Source organism: Halomonas citrativorans (assembly GCF_900163645.1).
Lineage (GTDB): Bacteria > Pseudomonadota > Gammaproteobacteria > Pseudomonadales > Halomonadaceae > Vreelandella > Vreelandella citrativorans.
On sequence record NZ_FUKM01000028.1, the window covers coordinates 81522 to 99760 of the forward strand.

The 18239-nt window shown below is 51.9% G+C and carries 14 protein-coding genes; 5 read left to right on the top strand and 9 right to left on the bottom strand.

The features are described 5' to 3' along the window. Positions 1–168: 168 nt before the first annotated feature. The 7 genes from CZ787_RS06690 to leuC form a co-directional block, all read right to left on the bottom strand. On the bottom strand, positions 169–807 hold the full coding sequence (locus CZ787_RS06690; RefSeq protein ID WP_087107456.1) for a phosphoribosylanthranilate isomerase: 639 nt from the start codon (positions 805–807) through the stop codon (positions 169–171). Beyond that, positions 794–1741, bottom strand: a complete 948-nt coding sequence (truA, locus tag CZ787_RS06695; RefSeq protein WP_087107458.1) for a tRNA pseudouridine(38-40) synthase TruA — start codon at positions 1739–1741, stop codon at positions 794–796. The genes CZ787_RS06690 and truA overlap by 14 nt, the downstream gene beginning before the upstream one ends. A 26-nt stretch (positions 1742–1767) precedes the next feature. After that, positions 1768–3342: a FimV family protein gene (locus CZ787_RS06700; protein ID WP_140398975.1), complete on the bottom strand. Its 1575-nt coding sequence runs from the start codon at positions 3340–3342 to the stop codon at positions 1768–1770. A 223-nt stretch (positions 3343–3565) separates the two neighbouring features. Then, positions 3566–4678: an aspartate-semialdehyde dehydrogenase gene (gene asd, locus CZ787_RS06705; protein WP_087107462.1), complete on the bottom strand. Its 1113-nt coding sequence runs from the start codon at positions 4676–4678 to the stop codon at positions 3566–3568. A 127-nt stretch (positions 4679–4805) separates the two neighbouring features. Then, positions 4806–5885, bottom strand: a complete 1080-nt coding sequence (gene leuB, locus CZ787_RS06710) for a 3-isopropylmalate dehydrogenase (protein WP_087107464.1) — start codon at positions 5883–5885, stop codon at positions 4806–4808. Positions 5886–6001: 116 nt separating this feature from the next. After that, positions 6002–6649, bottom strand: coding sequence for a 3-isopropylmalate dehydratase small subunit (gene leuD, locus CZ787_RS06715; protein WP_087107466.1), 648 nt, complete (start codon positions 6647–6649; stop codon positions 6002–6004). 3 nt (positions 6650–6652) lie between these two features. Then, on the bottom strand, positions 6653–8104 hold the full coding sequence (gene leuC / locus CZ787_RS06720) for a 3-isopropylmalate dehydratase large subunit (RefSeq protein WP_087107468.1): 1452 nt from the start codon (positions 8102–8104) through the stop codon (positions 6653–6655). 174 nt (positions 8105–8278) lie between these two features. On the opposite strand from leuC, the gene CZ787_RS06725 reads away from it, so the two are divergent. The 4 genes from CZ787_RS06725 to pgaC all read left to right on the top strand — a co-directional run bounded on the left by CZ787_RS06725 (position 8279) and on the right by pgaC (position 15289). Next, the gene (locus CZ787_RS06725; protein WP_087107470.1) at positions 8279–9163 is read left to right on the top strand and encodes a LysR family transcriptional regulator; all 885 of its coding nucleotides are present in this window, start codon (positions 8279–8281) and stop codon (positions 9161–9163) included. Positions 9164–9657: 494 nt separating this feature from the next. Continuing rightward, positions 9658–12084 carry a poly-beta-1,6 N-acetyl-D-glucosamine export porin PgaA gene (pgaA, locus tag CZ787_RS06730; RefSeq protein WP_087107472.1) on the top strand — a complete coding sequence of 809 codons (2427 nt, stop codon included), beginning with the start codon at positions 9658–9660 and terminating at the stop codon, positions 12082–12084. Next, positions 12081–14042: a poly-beta-1,6-N-acetyl-D-glucosamine N-deacetylase PgaB gene (pgaB, locus tag CZ787_RS06735; protein ID WP_087107474.1), complete on the top strand. Its 1962-nt coding sequence runs from the start codon at positions 12081–12083 to the stop codon at positions 14040–14042. Before pgaA ends, pgaB begins: the two co-directional genes overlap by 4 nt. Then, positions 14039–15289: a poly-beta-1,6-N-acetyl-D-glucosamine synthase gene (pgaC, locus tag CZ787_RS06740; protein ID WP_087107477.1), complete on the top strand. Its 1251-nt coding sequence runs from the start codon at positions 14039–14041 to the stop codon at positions 15287–15289. The genes pgaB and pgaC overlap by 4 nt, the downstream gene beginning before the upstream one ends. Before the next feature lie 200 nt (positions 15290–15489). On the opposite strand, the gene CZ787_RS06750 is transcribed toward pgaC, so the two are convergent. Next, complete coding sequence (locus CZ787_RS06750; protein WP_087107479.1) at positions 15490–16011, bottom strand: GNAT family N-acetyltransferase; 522 nt, start codon at positions 16009–16011, stop codon at positions 15490–15492. A gap of 109 nt (positions 16012–16120) precedes the next feature. On the opposite strand from CZ787_RS06750, the gene CZ787_RS06755 reads away from it, so the two are divergent. Continuing rightward, on the top strand, positions 16121–17437 hold the full coding sequence (locus tag CZ787_RS06755) for a hypothetical protein (RefSeq protein ID WP_087107480.1): 1317 nt from the start codon (positions 16121–16123) through the stop codon (positions 17435–17437). 147 nt (positions 17438–17584) lie between these two features. Here the strand turns inward: CZ787_RS06755 and CZ787_RS06760 are convergent, their stop codons facing one another. Continuing rightward, positions 17585–18106 (bottom strand): zinc ribbon-containing protein, encoded by a 522-nt coding sequence (locus tag CZ787_RS06760; RefSeq protein ID WP_087107482.1) that lies wholly within the window; start codon positions 18104–18106, stop codon positions 17585–17587. Positions 18107–18239: the final 133 nt, after the last annotated feature.

Here is an 18239-nt window from a genome sequence, read left to right on the forward strand (position 1 = left end):
TCTTGGAAGCCGTGTCAGAAACGGTTCCAGGAACGGTTTCAGAAACAGTATTAGCGCCACCAGTTGCTGAGACAGCCACAGGATACCTCACAAGATTGCCAGAACAGGCAACAATTGAATAAGCGGACATAGAGCGCAGCGTCATAAAAAAAAGACTGCGCGGTGTGTTTAACGGGCGTCGGCTAACGCGACTTGCTGAATAAACAGTGTCATTTTTTCAACGTCTTTACGACCATGCGCTGCTTCAATCCCCCCCGACACATCAACGGCATAAGGCGCCACTTGGTGAACGGCAGAGGCGATATTATCAACCGTTAACCCGCCTGCGAGGATAACAGGTTTTGCCAGTTTTGCGGGGATTCTCGACCAATCAAAGACCTCTCCTGTGCCGCCTGGCGTGCCCGGCCGATAGGCGTCCAGCAGCAGCGCCTGTGCCTGATGATAGTCAACAGCTGCCTGAGATAAATCGATATCGTCACGCATTCGCAGCGCTTTAATCCAGGGGCGTCCAAACTGTGCGCAAAACGCAGGAGACTCATCACCGTGGAACTGAATCATGTCCAGGTACGGTAAGCACTGCTGAATCACGTCAACGGATTGATCAACAAACAACCCTACCCGGGTAACAAAAGCAGGTACTTCACCCGAAAGCGTTTCAAGTTGCTCAAGCGTAATGCTGCGCGCGCTTTTCGGCCACATTACAAAACCCAGCGCATCTGCCCCCAGCATTACGGCTTTTTTAATATCATCACTGCGGGTAAGCCCACAGAACTTGACCCGCGTACGCATGGGGCTAAGCGTCTTCATCTAGCGCCTCCTGAGCGGGATCAGACGTTGTTTTAGCAAATGTCAGTTTACGCCGCGCCGCTATTCTGGGTGTGTCTGGCAGTTCTCGTTCGCCTGTCCACTCCCCGGTAAAGGCGAGCAGGTTAGGCCCTACCGGCTCCATGGGCAAATCAAACCGCTCGTCGTAAATTGAATCAACAAAATGCAGCCCACACGCGGGAGCGGTTACATCACCTTTCTTACGATTCCTTAGCGCCAGCAATCGTTCAATATAACCTTCGTCCTGCGCCCCACGACCTACGCTGACAAGGGCGCCAGCGATATTGCGAATCATGTGATGTAAAAACGCATTGCCCTGAATATCAATGACCACCAGCGGACCAAACCGCTTCACCTCGACAAAATGCATTTGCCGCCATGGCGTTTTGGATTGGCAGCCTGCCGCACGAAAACTTGAAAAGTCATGCTCGCCAACCAGAGCCTGCGCAGCGCGATGCATGGCATCTGCATCCAGAGGATCGCGGCACCACGTTACGTTCGTGCGTTCAAGCACAGGGCGACTGATTTGATTGAGCAGCAAATAACGGTAACGCCTGCCAAGCGCGCCCAACCGGGAATGAAAATCATCCGAGACAGGTTTCACCCAGCGCACGGCTACATCGCGTGGCAAGTTGGTGTTGGCACCAAAAATCCAGGCTTTCTCAGTCCGCTCGGTAGGTGGGTCAAAGTGCGCTATCTGACGCGTGGCGTGAACGCCTGAGTCCGTACGTCCGCTGGCATGTATCTGAACGGGGGCACCGGCCACTTTTGCCAAGGCATCCTCTACGGCGCCTTGAACAGAAGCCGCATGCTTTAAACGCTGAAAGCCGCAAAAACGCGTGCCATCATATTCAATGCCTATTGCCAAACGGCCTTTCAGCGGCCGGGTTTCATCAAAGTGGTAAAACTGGGTCATCAAGCCACGTCATAAAGTTTGAAAGGTTAGCCATTATCCCGACCCTGCGGCTTGAATGCTACCTCTTCAATTTCCCACTCTGCGCCTATCGAGCGAGCTGTGCTTACTTTTTTCAGCGTTTCAGACAGTGTCAGCTCGGGCGCTTCAACCCGCTTGAAGTCCATACCCTTTAATAACAGCGCATCTTCTTGCTGATACAGTCGGCTGCCATGGCCTGCTAAACCTGCTGCCTGACTTTTAGCGTAGTTAGCGCCAAAAGCATCACCCCTCTCGGGTATTACCGTGCCACTTGCGGAACTGCTGAAATGGTCTGATGCGGCACTGCTTGTACGAGCCCCGGAAGATAACGGTATATTACGTATAGAGGCTTGCAGGTCATTACTAACGGCTGGCGATGGTTTGAACACCTGAGGCTCGGCAAGCGACGCGCCCGTCAAATGCGCTTGAGCAACCGGCTCTTCAGCCTCGCGCCACTTTCTACGCCATATTAATCCCGTCAACAGCAGTACCAGCCCAAGGGCAATGAGTGGCCATCGATAACGCTCAATACTACTTAAAACACCACTTGATGGCGCACCGTGTACGTCAGCGATTGGCTGTGCCGCAGCATTCGCCTCAGCCATTAATGGCACAGGAGGAGATGCTTCTACCAACACGCTATTCTCGATGAATTGACTGAGATTATGACGCAGTTCGCTGAGTTCAAGACGAAGCTGCTCGCGCTCTTCATTAGCCGTAAGTAAGCTTGCCTGGCTTTGCTCCAGCTGCTCTGCAAACCCGGCCATGGCGCGAGTCAGCTCGGCTTCTATCTGGGCAGTAGCCAGCTCAGGCGCAGGTGGCGTCTCAACCTCAACGTCCACCGGAATACTCTGAGGCACCGTTGTATTGGCGCGCTGCTCGCCTGCCACCATGACCTGGACAGCGTGAGCCGCCTCATCGGCTGAACGTAGCTGTACTTGCCCTGCTGCGGGCAAGCGCAGTGCCTGGCCCGTTCGCAAGCTATTAATATTGCCTTCAGGAAAGAACTCAGGATTCACCGCTACCAGTGCCAGCATCATCTGCTGAACGCTCGCGCGCTCAGGCTTACTACGCGAGGCAATACGCCACAACGTATCACCCTCTTGCACCCTTACCTCGGCACGTGGAAGAGGCTCTGTCATTTCCGAGCCAGAGCTTGACGCGACGCCGTCAGCTTCCGCTTGGTTCAACGGGTAATTAGCGTAGTCAGCCGGGTCAAAAAGTAACGTGACCGCGTGCTGTTGCTGCCCTTCCGGCGAATCAATGACCAGTAGCAAATCCAACCAAGGCGTTGTTACCGCCTGTGATGAGCGCAGGATAATGCGCCGACTGCCCGCTTGCTCTTGAATCTCGGCATGCACCTGGCGAGCCAAAGGCATCCACTCAAGCCCAGAGGCGACAAACGCTGGCTCATCAGCAACCTGTACGCTTAGCTCGCCTAGCGCGTAGGCGTTTGAGTCAAGCAACGGTAACGAGGCATTTAGCGGGGCTTCCAGCCAGGATTCCACCTCGGCAGGTCCGGCTTCAATTGCCTGCGCAAAAGACGGCACCCCAGCAATCGACAGCAGTGCGATCGTTTTCAAGAAAACGCGATAATTTGAATATTTTTTCGCCACGTTACCCAATCCGTTTTTTTATGGAAACCGCGCTAGCAAGTGCGGTACATACCAACACAGAACGCAAATTATAATTAACACAAATACACAGGTAACGCATGGAGGCGGGTTACTTAATTTAATTTAAAACACTTACAAAAAAACCGGCGCGCAAAAAGCGCCCCGGTTTTGGCTGACGTGCTGCGTTGTTTTACTGTTCGCGCAAAATTTTGAGCATGCGCTTAAGCGGCTCGGCAGCGCCCCACAGCAGTTGGTCACCAACGCTAAATGCCGAAAGGTATTCACCACCCATGTTGAGCTTACGCAAACGCCCCACCGGAATATCCAATGTGCCGGTAGCGGCGGCAGGCGTTAAACCTGCAATGGTGGCGTCTTTATCGTTGGGGATCAGCTTGACCCACTCATTATGCTGAGCGATCCGCTCTTCAATCTCATCCAGAGGCACATCATGTTTCAGCTTGATAGTGAACGCTTGGCTGTGAGAGCGCATGGCACCAATGCGCACGCAAAGACCATCAATCGGCACAGGATTATCGCCAAGACCCAGAATTTTATTGGTCTCAACAAAGCCTTTCCACTCTTCACGGCTCTGGCCGTTTTCAAGCTTGGTATCGATCCACGGCAGTAAGCTACCGGCAAGGGGGGCGCCGAAGTTATCGGTCAGGAAGTCGCCACCACGCATGGCCGCCGTTACCTTGCGGTCAATTTCCAAAATCGCGCTGGAGGGGTCAGCCAGTTCGCTACTAACGCTGTCGCGCAGTTGACCCATTTGATTAAGCAGTTCGCGCATGTGCTTGGCGCCAGAACCGGAAGCCGCCTGATAGGTCATGGAGGTCATCCACTCAACCATATCGGCTTCAAACAGGCCGCCCAAGCCCATCAGCATGAGGCTGACGGTGCAGTTACCGCCGACAAAGGTCTTGGCACCTTTGGCAAGCTGCGCATCAATGACCTTACGGTTAACCGGGTCAAGCACGATGGTAGCTTCATCCTCCATGCGTAGCGTGCTGGCGGCATCAATCCAGTAACCCTGCCAGCCATTTTTACGCAAGTCACCATAAACTTGCTTGGTGTAGTCACCGCCTTGGCAAGTAATAACAACATCCAACGCTTTCAATTCTTCAAGAGCAAACGCATCTTTTAACGCAGGTACGTCTACGCCGATGTCGGGACCAGGCTGGCCTACTTGGGAGGTGGTGAAAAAGACCGGCTCAATGCCATTAAAATCACCATCTTCCTGCATGCGCTGCATCAGCACAGAACCCACCATGCCACGCCATCCTACGAAACCGACTTTCAACATGCGAAGTCCTCCAGCAAAGAATGAGACATATATTATACACAAAACTTATAAATAACGTCGGCCACTCTTTGAGTGGCCGAGGCATCACACTTTTAATATCAAATAGTTAGCACGCTTTATAGCGCATTTAACTTTTTGCAAAGGCCGCCAGTACCGCATCGCCCATTTCAACCGTCGAAACACGGCGCGTTCCTTCTGCGGCGATATCCGCCGTGCGCAGGCCGTTATCCAGAACGCTCCCCACCGCGGCTTCAATGCGTTCGGCCATGGCCGTTTCATTCAACGAGTAGCGCAGCATCATGGCAACCGACAGCATCATGGCGAGCGGATTGGCAATGTTTTGCCCAGCGATATCCGGCGCACTTCCGTGGCAAGGCTCATACATACCTTGGCCGCTTTCATTCAGCGAGGCCGAAGGCAGCATACCGATGGAGCCGGTAAGCATGGCAGCGGCGTCAGACAAAATATCGCCAAACATATTGCCGGTCACAACGACATCAAACTGTTTCGGGGCACGTACCAGCTGCATCGCGGCATTATCTACGTACATATGCGAAAGCTCGACGTCCGGGTACTCTGGCGCCAAACGCTCCATCACTTCACGCCACAAAATGGTAACTTCCAGCACGTTAGCCTTATCTACCGAGCAGAGTTTTTTGCCACGCTTTTGGGCCATTTCAAACGCGACGCGGCCGATGCGCTCAATCTCACTTTCGGAATAAATGTAGGTGTTATAGCCCACACGCTCCCCGTTACGCTCCTCAATACCCCGCGGCTGGCCGAAGTAAATGCCGCCGGTCAATTCACGCACAATCATGATATCCAAGCCTGCCACCAATTCAGGTTTCAGGCTGGAGGCGCTGGCCAGCTGCGGGTAAAGCATGGCCGGGCGCAGGTTGCCAAACAAGCCCAGATTCTTGCGCAGGCCCAACAAACCTTTTTCAGGGCGCTTGGAAAGGTCTTCGATCTTGTCCCATTTGGGGCCACCCACCGCAGCGAGCAGAATCGCACTGGCCGCCTTGGCTTTTTCAAGCGTTTCAGCAGGCAGTGGGTCGCCATGCACATCGTAAGCCGAGCCGCCGACCAATGCTTCTTCAACGTCAATATCCAAACCCGCTTCCTGGCACGCTTTTAGCAAACGCGCAGCTTGGGCAGCAATCTCTGGGCCAATACCGTCGCCGGGTAATAGAAGCACCTTATGGGTCATGTTAAATCCTTAATAGAGAGTCAGCACGGCTTACCGCCGCTTAGCGCGGTGCAATGGAGTTGCACCGCGCTATGTATGTCTTTTTAACTATTCTGAATGACGCTTATGCGGCTGTATCAGGCAGGCTGACGGAACAACCAGGGCCGAGCATCTTTGTGTTTTTGCTCAAAGGCACGGATCGCCTCTTCGTCCTGCAGCGTGATGCCGATATCGTCCAGTCCATTGAGCAGGCAGTGCTTGCGGAACGCGTCCACTTCAAACTCAAGAATTTCGCCGCTCGGCGTGATGACCCGCTGGTTCTCCAAGTCGATATCCAGCTGATAACCTTCATTAGCATCAACGCCTGTAAACAGGCGATCCACTTCTTCTTCGCTTAACGTGATCAGCAAGATGCCGTTTTTAAACGCGTTATTGTAAAAAATATCTGCAAAGCTTGGCGCAATGACTACTTTAAAACCAAAATCTTCCAGTGCCCACGGCGCATGTTCACGCGAGCTTCCACAGCCAAAGTTGCGCCGAGCTAGCAACACCTCAGCCCCCTTAAAACGCGGCTGGTTCAGCACGAAATCGGGATTAAGCGGGCGATTGGAGCAATCCTGCCCCGGCTGACCTTCATCTAAATAACGCAGCTCATCAAACAGGTTAACGCCAAAGCCGGTTCGTTTGATTGATTTCAAGAACTGCTTGGGAATAATTAGATCGGTATCGACGTTAGCGCGATCAAGCGGGGCAACCACGCCTTCAAAACGAGTAAACTTTTTCATGGTTTAAGCCTCCTGGGCGTGGGTAGCATCGTTGGCGGATAAACTGCGCACATCAACAAAGTGGCCAGCAATCGCAGCTGCTGCCGCCATGGCAGGGCTCACCAGGTGCGTACGACCACCGTACCCTTGGCGTCCTTCGAAGTTGCGGTTGGAGGTCGATGCGCAGTGCTCGCCTGCACCCAATTTATCAGCATTCATGGCCAGACACATGGAGCAGCCCGGCTCGCGCCACTCGAAACCAGCGTCGATGAAGATTTTATCCAGCCCTTCCGCTTCTGCCTGGCGTTTCACAAGGCCAGAACCCGGCACCACCATGGCAAGCTTAATGGAACCTGCCACTTTATTGCCTTGAGCCACCTTGGCAGCCTCACGCAAATCCTCGATACGCGAGTTAGTACACGAACCAATAAACACTTTATCGAGCTTGATATCAGTAATTTTTTGGTTAGCGTGCAAGCCCATATATTCAAGCGCGCGAGCATGGCTGCGCTGCACAGTTTCATCCTGCGAGGCGTGCGGGTCTGGCACATGCCCGGAAATACCTGTCACCATCTCGGGGCTGGTTCCCCAACTGACCTGCGGTTCGATATCTTCGGCCTTCAGAGTCACTACTTTGTCGAACGTGGCATCGTTATCTGATACCAGTTGACGCCAGTCAGCCACCGCAGCTTCCCACTGCTCGGCGGTCGGCGCAAAGGGGCGCTTGGCTAGGTAATCAATCGTCGTGTCGTCCACAGCAATCAACCCGACCCGGGCACCCGCTTCAATCGCCATGTTGCACACGGTCATACGGCCTTCCATGGAGAGTGACGCGATAGCGCTGCCCGCAAATTCGATAGCGTAGCCCGTACCGCCTGCTGTACCGATCTTGCCGATAATGGCCAGTACCACATCTTTTGCGGTCACGCCGAGGCCAAGTTCCCCCTCAACGCGCACCTGCATGTTCTTCATTTTTTGTGCCAACAGGCATTGAGTCGCCAATACGTGCTCAACTTCAGACGTACCGATACCGTGAGCCAGCGCGCCAAAAGCACCGTGAGTGGCCGTATGGGAGTCACCGCAAACGACGGTCATGCCGGGTAACGTGGCGCCTTGCTCTGGCCCAACCACGTGCACGATTCCCTGGCGGGGGTCGTTAATTTTAAACTCTTCAATTCCGTACTCAACGCAGTTGTCGTCAAGCGTCTGAACCTGAATCAACGACACCGGGTCTTTAATGCCGCTATTGCCTTCGGCGCGCTCTTTCGTAGTCGTTGGGACGTTGTGATCCGGTGTTGCCAGGTTAGCATCCAAGCGCCACGGCATACGTTTGGCCAAGCGCAACCCTTCAAACGCTTGCGGAGAGGTCACTTCGTGAAGTAGTTGGCGGTCAATGTAGATCAGCGCCGTGCCGTCATCGCGCTGCTTCACCAAGTGCTGGTTCCAGAGTTTGTCGTAAAGGGTTTGACCTGACATGTGGCTCTCCTGGGCAAGCGCCCTGCTAGTTCGGTATCGCAGCCTCTACGTGCTGCTTAACGTGACGATGCAGCCAGTGTTACGCGTAGCGATCATAAAAGCAATTCATGTTATTTATAGGTATGATTCCATACTGGAATACATAAATACTGACCACACAATAGTGAGCACCACGTGGATACCCAGAGCCTACAGGCGTTTTTAGCCGTTGCTGAAACACAAAGCTTCTCGCGCGCTGCCGAGCAGCTTTATCTCACGCAGCCAGCGGTTAGCAAACGTATTGCCACGCTGGAGACCCTGGTGGGCACGCGGCTGTTTGACCGTATTGGCAGGCGTATTTCGCTTACTGAGGCAGGCCATTTATTACTGCCACAAGCCAAGCGAATTCTGTTAGCGGTAGAAGATAGCCGCCGAGCGCTCGCGAATCTTTCTGGCCAGGTGGGTGGCCGATTAACGCTGGCTACCAGCCACCACATTGGCTTACACCGCCTGCCACCTGTTTTAAAAAACTACACCCAGCGCCATCCAGAAGTAGAACTAGACCTGCATTTTCTGGATTCAGAGTTTGCCTACCAGGGCGTGCAGGATGGCACCCTGGAAATGGCCGTGGTGACGCTCGCTCCTCACCCTGTTGAGCAATTAAACGTGGTGAACCTTTGGCATGACCGGCTATGTTTTGTTTGCGCGCCCGACCACCCGCTAGCTCACGCCTCTATCCTTAGCCTTGAAGCACTTTGTCACTATAAATGTGTTCTACCTAGCGCCAAAACATTTACCCGTACATTGATTGAGCAACGTTTTGCCAAGGCGGGCCTGTCTCTACAGGTCAGTATGGCTACCAACTATTTGGAAACATTAAAGATGATGTGCAGTGTTGGGCTTGGGTGGAGCCTACTGCCTGAGGGGATGATTACTAGTGAGCTGGTCGAGCTGAAAATAGATACACCGCCCATCTACAGGCCGCTCGGCTACTTGGTGCATACCAATCGGACACTTTCCAACGCCGCGATAAAAATGATTGAGGCGCTGGAAGCGACGAAAACGATGCATCATGGATAACCAGGTATATTTTATCCTTTTAGGTTCAGCAGAAAATTTATCGCAATGATGTATCTAACCACTTGCGACTACAACTCATCCTGAGTTCGACCAACTTTATGACCAACTTACCTACCTATTGCTTCTTAAAAGCACATACTTCACATCAAGGCATATAACTTACAATTAAACTTAACCACTAATACATAACCATTAGAACCTTCAATCCCTACCTTTAACCACTCTCTTAAACCTTATCTTTTAAATTCAATTTTCTATAAAAAAATTTGAAAAATACTCAATATCTTAATCATACATAAAGGAAAATAATTAAAAAAAATAATACCTCAACACTCATCAATACTACTTAGACGTTCGACATTATGACCTATTATTACCGGCTTCAATATCAACATTTATCCTGGTTCAACCTATTAGATACTCCTATACACTGAATATACACGTTTTTCTTAGCAATAGCGTTTGCTACTACGCCTCAGTGTAGGAATAACACTATGCACGGTCATCCTCGCGCCTTATTACCCATTTACTTACTCGCTTGTTTAAGCGTAGATACGGTGTATGGGCAAACCACTATAAATGCACAGCGGGAAGCCTTGGTTTTAGAAGCACGCCATGGAGCACCTGGGCCTTCAATTGATGGCTTACAATCCCTTTATTATCGAACACAAAACAGTCGTGTACGGGAGGATTTGATAGCTCTGCTGGTACGTGCGACAAGGTATGAAGACGCGCTGGCAGTTTGCTCAGCGTGTCAACCCCAGGATTACAGCGACTCTGAACTTGCCAACCTAGGCGGTGCAGCGCGTAGTGCAGGTGATTACCCTAAAGCGCTCTCGCTATTTCAATCGCTTACCTATCGCAGCCCTGCCTATGCAGAAGGTTGGCTTGGGCAAGCGTTAGTTCACACCGACATGGCTAATTATACCTTGGCCGATATCGCCTTACAGCAATATAGCCAAGTGGCAGGCACGACGACCGCCGGCTTGGAAGCCAAAGGCTATTTGGCCGCAAAAACAATGAATGCCGTTCAAGAGCTACAGGTTCGGCAAGCACTGGTAGAGCAAGACCCCGCCAATACCAGCGAGTTACAGGCACTCTACCGCTTGGCAGTGGGTTTAGGCGCCAGCTCCGCCGCCCGTAACATCATGCAGGACAACCCAACGGTTTTCTCTGAAAGTGACCGCCTTTGGCTTATCTACTACGAAGCAGTTACTGATATACGCTTGGGCATTCATACGGATCAGCCTCCCAGAACTCGCAGTGGCTTGGCCCAGTTAAACCAGGTACTGGATTCACCAGCGGTCCCCCAGGAATTAGTCAAGCTTGCCGAATATGACAAAGTCGTCGCACTTGCCCAGCTAAGGCACTTCTCCGAAGCGGAGGTCCTCGCCGTTAGGCTCCAACATCAGCATGGCCCGTTGCCAAGTTACGTGAGCCGGGCCAGCGCGTATGCCTTGAATGGCCTGGGCCGCCCTGACGAAGCCATTGCGCTTTACGAAGGCCTGATACAACAAACCCCTCAGCGTGGCTCTGACCCTGATGATCCGCTTAACGAAGGGCTCTTTTATAGCTATACCGACGCTCAGCGTTTTCGTGATGCTGATCGACTGTTGGCTTCCTGGCGTGCGAGCGAACCCGAACAGCGCTGGGATTTCACTCAGACCACGCGTATCAATAACCCAAACTATCAAAAAGTCCTGCTACTTGACGTGTTGCTTACTGCCTGGCGTGGTCAAGCTGGCTTGGCCAGCGAACGCTTGGCCAATTATCAAGACCAGGCACCTGGCGACCCTTATCTTTGGCAGGTTAAAGGTGACCTTGAACGAGACCGAGGCTGGCAACGAAAAGCGGAAGTATCTTACCTACGCGCGACAGAGCTACTTTCCCCAGACCAGCAAGACGCAGCCCGCCATGGGATGCTGCTGGCCAACCTGGAGCGCGGGCAATGGAAAGGCACTACAACGGCCGCCGCGCAAGAGATCGCCGAAGCCAAACCCAGCGCAACCCGGGATGAGCTAGTACGAACGTTGCGTGAGCTACGTGCACCACAGCTGACTAGCTCGGTAACGCGTAGCGAGGGGCAAGGTAGCGGCACCCAAGCCTCGCGGGAATGGCGCTATGACGTGCTTTTGGAAGGACCACGTAATACAAGCGGCTCCCGCGCATTTGCACAACGCATCGGTCAGTATGGGAAATTTGATGACACAAACCTTTACGCAGCCTACGACATAGCGGGTTATGAGTGGAACTTACACCCAGCGACCATAAAATTTGCCACCGGGCACGGTGCCCAACTTAACAATAACTTTATGGCCTCGGTTGAGTTGCGCTACGCCGCTTCAGACCACCTAACCACCACGCTGGGCATCGAACTTAACACACCAGACACTCCTTTACGGGCGTTGCGTGACGGCATTAATGCCGACCGATATCGCGGAGAGATCGCCTATCGTCATGATGAGCGCGGCGCAGGAGCGATCGGCCTGATGGTGACCGACTTTGAAGACAACAATCTGCGCCAATCTGTCTATGGCTACTGGAACCAAACACTCTATCATCTTGATCGCTGGCAAATTAACGGTGAAGTGTATACCACCACGTCACGCAACGATGAGGTTGAGGCCAGCTACTTCAACCCACGTCGAGACGCCAACCTCGGTGGTGTTTTATCACTAAATTATGAACTCCCCCTCGATTATAGACAGTCGTTTATTCAGACCCTATCGCTAGGCTCCGGACGCTACTGGCAAGAAGACAATGGCAGCGAAAACACCTGGTCGCTGGGTTACGAGCATCAGTGGCAATTAGCACCCACGTTCAATATTGAATATGGCATTTTCAGAGAAAGATCCGTTTACGACGGCACCCCTGAATATGACAACCGCATTGAGGCCAGCTTTATATGGAGGTTCTTATGAAACATTGGCATGTTTTTGTAATTAGCGCTGCCTTGCTGGCCATGCTAAGCCTTCAAAGTGCCCACGCAGCCCGGGTGTCCGGTGATTACGTGGTTATCAGCTATCATGACATTGTTGATACGGCGGTTACCCCCGATTTACCCATCTACTCACAAACCATTACCCGAAGCCGTTTAATTGAGCACTTTAACCTGCTGGCAACAGGCGGCTACCATCCTGTTAGCCTTCAACAAATTATCGACGCCAAGGCTGGTGGGCCGCCGCTCCCCGAAAAGGCCGTACTGCTTACCTTTGATGATGGGTACCGCAGCTTTTATGACATCGTTTTTCCGCTACTCAAACTCTATAACTTTCCGGCTATTCAAGCGGTGGTGGGAAGCTGGATGGATGTTCCCGCCGGCGGGCAAGTTCCCTATGGCAATACAACCTTGCCTCGCGAACGTTTCTTAACCTGGGAGCAGGTCCGAACGCTTGATGAATCGCCCTTGGTCGAAATTGCCTCGCATACCTACCGCCTACACTATGGCGTTAAGGGAAACCCGATGGGTAACGAGCAAGCCGCCTCTGTCACCAGCATCTGGGACCCCCAAACCGGCTATGAAAGTGAAGCCACCTATCTTCAAAGAATTCACGACGACATGGCGCGAACCCGGCAGCAGTTTCAAACGCATTTGGGTCGCTCTCCTCGCATAATGGTGTGGCCTTACGGTGCCTATAGCAAAGCAACGCTGGATATCGCTGGCGAATACGGGATGACGTACACCTTTAGCTTGCTAAGTGCGCCCAATCAACTCAACGATGCCATGCGAACTATTAACCGCTACCTCATTGACCAGGAAACTGGCCTTCAAACCATTGATGAAATACTGTCTGATCGCGTATGGCAGCCCGAAGAACTCCGTATCGTCCACGTTGATTTGGATTACGTTTTTGATGAAGACCCCGTGCAGCAAGAACGAAACCTCGACAGGCTGATTGAACGAATTTTTAACTACGGAATTAGCACCGTTTATTTACAAGCATTTGCAGACCCAGATGGCAACGGCGTCGCCGATGAACTCTACTTCCCTAATCGTCATTTACCGGTAAGAGCCGACCTTTTCAACCGAGTCGCCTGGCAGCTTAAAAAACGTGCTGAGGTAAAAGTCTATGCCTGGATGCCCGTTCTCTCATTTGATCTTGGTGACGGACACCGCTATGTCACCGATGTCAGAACGGGTGCCGAGAACCCCGGCCAATACCGCCGACTCTCACCCTATGTAGAAGATAATCGTCGTATTATCCGTGAAATTTATCAAGACCTCGGGCGGCTGACGAAATTCGATGGCCTGATCTTTCACGATGATGCTTTTCTCACCGACTTTGAAGATAACAATCCCGAAGCACTGTCCGCCTATGCACAGGTTTCTCTGCCTGCTGATGTGGCCTCGATCAAGAACGATGACAACCTGATGGATCTATGGACTCGGCATAAGACCCAGTTCTTGACAAATTTTACTGACGAACTGACACAAGCCGCTGACTACTACCGCCAAGCCGACAACAAAGTATTCACAACGGCGCGCAACCTTTATGCAGGCACGATAATGAACCCAGAAAGCCAGCTGTGGTTCTCCCAGGATATCCAAAATTTCGCAGAGAGCTACGACTTTGTTGCCGTCATGGCCATGCCCTATATGGAAGAAGCAGACAACCCTAACGAATGGCTGCGGGCGCTGGCGCAACGCTCACTTTCTCAGGTTAATGCCAATCAGTTGGTCTTTGAATTACAGACCCAGGATTGGCGCACCCAAACCCCGATCCCCAGCGCGGAAATCGCTGAATGGATACGTTTGCTGCGCGAAGAAGGCATCAAACATATCGGTTACTATCCGGACGATTTTATTCAAAGCCATCCTGAAATCAGTGTTATTAAGCCCGCCTTCTCCATTGGACGTCGCTTTAGGGCTCTCCCATGAACATACTCGACTACTTAGCCATGTTCACGCTTGGTTACCCGAGCCTAATGGCAACCATCTGGATTTGTGGCGGCATCTACTTTTATGTGCATTGGGAACGTAAGCAGCCTTGGCCCGATACGTTTGAATGGGATGAAAACGCGCCTTCAGTCACGGTGTTGCTGCCCTGTTATAACGAAAGCGCTAATGTCGATGAAACTGTTCATCATCTTTTCAAGCAAAACTATCCGCACATAGAAGTGGTTGCCATTAATGATGGTAGCAATGACAACACCGGTAGTCGGCTTGAAGCGCTCGCGGTTGAGTATCCTGGGTTAAAAGTGCTGCACCAACCCAACCAGGGTAAAGCTAGCGCTATGAATCATGGGTTGGGTGAGGCAACGGGCGAGATCATTGTGGGCATTGATGGAGATGCCATTCTCGATTACGACGCTATTAGCTACATGATGGGGCATTTTATAAGCAGCCCTAAAGTAAGCGGCGTCACCGGCAACCCTCGCGTGAGAACCCGTTCAACGGCTATTGGCAAAATACAAACCGGCGAATTTTCCGCGATTATCGGTCTTATCAAACGAGCCCAGCGTATCTACGGCATGGTGTTTACCATATCCGGTGTTATCTGTGCATTTAGACGCACGGCTCTGGAGAAAGTCGGCGGCTGGAACACCGATATGATTACCGAAGATATCGACATTAGCTGGCGTTTGCAGCTGGTAGGCGGCCATGTCCGCTACGAGCCACGCGCCATGTGCTGGGTGCTGATGCCTGAAACGCTGCGCGGGCTTTTTAAGCAGCGGCTGCGCTGGTCCCAAGGTGGTGGAGAAGTCGTTTTGCGTTATTTCTCTCAAACCATTCGCTGGAGGAATCGGCGCTTCTGGCCATTGATGCTGGAATATATCGTCAGTGTGGTCTGGTGCTACTCGGTGATCGCTTTACTTATCGCCTGGCTTATTTCCCTGGCGGCTCAGCCCACGGCTTGGCCGATCACAACACAGACATTCTCATATTTTGGCAGCCTTCTTATCGCGATTAGCTTTATCCAATTTACCGTCAGTTTTTATATCGACAGTCGCTACGACAAACAGATATTTCGCTGCGTTTATTGGAGCATTTGGTACCCATTTGCCTACTGGATGATCAATATGGCGACCGTTGTTATTGCCTTCCCAAAAGCCATCATGCGCCAACAAGGAAGGCTTGCGACCTGGACCAGCCCAGACCGAGGAGAGCCCTTCCATGAACAATAAACTCGTGCCTATCATTATTGATAACCCTTCCCAACGAGGCTGGGGCTACCGTATCCGCGACCTCCTTATTACGGCTGCCACACTTATTTTATGGCTACTCGTGCTGGCAAGGTTATACACCTTCTTTGTTATTGAAGAGGCCATTCTGGAACAACTTTATGGCTCCCTTATGATCAAAGTCGTCGCCTCTGGATTTGTCGTTACCTTTCTGCTTTTTCATTGCTGGGCGGTTTACAACCAATACCTGTATACCCGCATTGTGAAACACCATTAACATTACGCGCAATCATCAACACTTCGTCTGATGAATATAAATTACTAATAGTGGCTTCAATCTCAGCGCCTAATGTGGATCTATATAATCGTTGAGCAACGTTATCCGCTCTAGTGGTGACCAATACGTGCTTTAACGTGGAACCCTGTTTTGCCAGCTGCTCTTTAACCAAAGGGAGTGAATTTTCGATTAAATTTTTCCCAACCCCTTTACCTTGACGATTTGGCAATACTGCCAATTGCTCTAACTCCAGAACCGCCTCCGGGCGGAAGCCGCTTTTTTGCATCCAAACAATATATCCAATAACGCTACACTCCTCCTCTACGACAAAGCAAAGAAATCGAGGAGAGGCACTGAGACTGCATTCCAACCATTCATACGAATGCGTTTGGCGAGGAAATGCCAGTGAATGGACGCTTGCAGCTTCGTCTAAATCAGCGATGTTCATTGACCTTATTTTCATTAAAAACCTCATCAATTTATTGATAGCATATCGGCTGCGACTAGCCTTTCAGCACCAACCCTATTAGCCTGCTAATTCACTTTAAGGGTTTAGCATGCAAGAAACGACTTTTCGGCAGCGCTTGGCGGGTGTGCTGATTCTGCTTGGGTTGATCGCACAGGTTCTTGGGTTTACCGGTCTGATAAACACGGCGCACGCAGTGAGCTATTTGTTGTGGCTCGCCGTGATATTGCTGTGGAAGGACATTCCCAAGCGCTCACGTTTTCAGGCCGGCGTGTTGATGGTTTTGGGCATATTAATGCTGCTGGTGGCGCGTTTTTATTACCATGACCACGTGGATTGGCCCGCAATGCTGCAGGGCAATGCCTTTGTAGTGGCCATGCTGGTAGGCGTCAGCTTTATTTCCCTAGTAGGTAAACAGCAAGGGCGAAAAAAAGCGCCTGGCAAACGCTTAACGGGCAGTGGCGGCGTATTACGTACCTGGCTTGGCGTGCATTTTCTGGGCACGATTTTGAATATATCGACCGTTATTATGGTCGGTGACCGACTGGCACGAACGGCTCCTTTAACGATTCCACAGTACCTGGCATTGAATCGAGGGCTGTCAAGTGCCGCGCTGTGGTCACCGTTTTTTGCTTCCATGGGAATAGTGATCGCACTCGCACCACAGATGCAGTACTCCTACGTGGCACTCTTTGGATTCCCATTAGCAATGATTTCCGGGTTGCTAACGACGCTTGAACTTGGCCGCCGATTTGATTTACGTGAGGTGTATGGCTTTTCTCTGGCACCGCGCAGCCTACTAATGCCCGTGATCATGGCCTTGTTGGTCATGGTGTTTCATTTCTGGCTAACGCCCAGACTCTCAATTGTTGGCATTATTACCTTTTTGATCCCGGCCGTTGCCTTGATCTATAACCTGCGCGAAGGCACCGGCTATACGTTGTGGCGTGTTCGCCAACACACCACCACACGCCTCCCGGCCATGCGAGGAGAAGTCTCACTGTTTTTAGCGGCTGGGCTTTTTACGCTGGGGCTTTCAGCGCTTGTGGCTGCCGTAGCGGGCAACGATTGGACGCTATTCGAAACCTTTGGCGCACAGCAAGGCATGATGAGTTTTCTCAGCATTGTGCTGAGTGCGCTGGTGGGGCTCCACCCGATTATTGGGGTATCGGTGCTGGCCTCCATCGTAAGTTTGCACGGTGGAGAGCACACTCTGTTTGCGTTTGTCTGTTTATGTTCATGGGCCGTGGGCACCAGCGTCGGGCCTTTATCAGGGATTAACCTGAGCCTTCAGGGCCGCTACGGGATCAACGGTTACCACATGATGAAAAACAATCTTTTTTATGCAACGGTGATGAGTCTACTTTCGCTAGCCTCAATCACTGCGATGAGCTATCTGGTGACGTAGCTCCCCGCCTATTGCATCACACAGAATTACCAACGGAACAGGGGCAACCCCCTTCGGTGAGCCCCTGCTCTGACCACCCAACTGACTAGATTGAGCTACTGACGCGTCCTCCCTGCCCACACCATTTTACAGTGGTTAGAGAAATGCTCAGGTTTCGATAACCTTACTCGGAAACCGATAAAAGTAGCGGTGACCACATTGATGGCAAGGCTCAAGGCGCGCCACATGGGGCAGCATTACCTGAGTATCACAGTGGACACAGGCCATCAGGCCTGGTGCCGCCATTTCACCTTCGCAATAATCTGCCCGAGCTGCCTCAAGATCCTCATCAAAGCGTTCACGCTCTACAATGCTTCGATCTGCGATGGAAAGTAGTGACTCCGCAACGCGACGAGAAAGCCCACTGATATCCACGCCCAACCAGGTAGCGACCTGCATCCCGGTATCTGCCAGGTAGTGGCGCATATCTTTTAAGTCGCGCTCAACCCAAGCACGCAGCAGGGCCAGCTCATCTTTCGTGTACTCTTCAAGCTCCTCTTCAAAAGCGACTGCGTCGTCTAAATCCTTTTGCAGATTGTCCCAGGTTAAGTCATTTGCGCCATGCTGCATGCGCTCCAGCAAGCGCTCATAGCCTTCGCGCAAGCGGTGGTCATTGTGTTGTTCACTCATGATGCCTCTCCTTTTGTCGACGCAGGTGTTTCCTATCATCAGCTTGCCGTTCAAGGATACCCCTTCATAGGATACAATCGACACTACTTATCTGACAGTCGTCATCTACCATTCACTTTGCGCCCTATTGGGC

Bases quoted from the DNA above. Each gene is read 5' to 3' on its own strand.
- CZ787_RS06690 (WP_087107456.1), bottom strand. From the start codon at position 807: ATGAAGACGCTTAGCCCCATGCGTACGCGGGTCAAGTTCTGTGGGCTT.
- CZ787_RS06750 (WP_087107479.1), bottom strand. From the start codon at position 16,011: ATGAACATCGCTGATTTAGACGAAGCTGCAAGCGTCCATTCACTGGCA.
- pgaB (WP_087107474.1), top strand. From the start codon at position 12,081: ATGAAACATTGGCATGTTTTTGTAATTAGCGCTGCCTTGCTGGCCATG.
- leuC (WP_087107468.1), bottom strand. From the start codon at position 8,104: ATGTCAGGTCAAACCCTTTACGACAAACTCTGGAACCAGCACTTGGTG.
- CZ787_RS06760 (WP_087107482.1), bottom strand. From the start codon at position 18,106: ATGAGTGAACAACACAATGACCACCGCTTGCGCGAAGGCTATGAGCGC.
- asd (WP_087107462.1), bottom strand. From the start codon at position 4,678: ATGTTGAAAGTCGGTTTCGTAGGATGGCGTGGCATGGTGGGTTCTGTG.
- pgaA (WP_087107472.1), top strand. From the start codon at position 9,658: ATGCACGGTCATCCTCGCGCCTTATTACCCATTTACTTACTCGCTTGT.
- leuB (WP_087107464.1), bottom strand. From the start codon at position 5,885: ATGACCCATAAGGTGCTTCTATTACCCGGCGACGGTATTGGCCCAGAG.
- truA (WP_087107458.1), bottom strand. From the start codon at position 1,741: ATGACCCAGTTTTACCACTTTGATGAAACCCGGCCGCTGAAAGGCCGT.
- pgaC (WP_087107477.1), top strand. From the start codon at position 14,039: ATGAACATACTCGACTACTTAGCCATGTTCACGCTTGGTTACCCGAGC.
- CZ787_RS06755 (WP_087107480.1), top strand. From the start codon at position 16,121: ATGCAAGAAACGACTTTTCGGCAGCGCTTGGCGGGTGTGCTGATTCTG.
- leuD (WP_087107466.1), bottom strand. From the start codon at position 6,649: ATGAAAAAGTTTACTCGTTTTGAAGGCGTGGTTGCCCCGCTTGATCGC.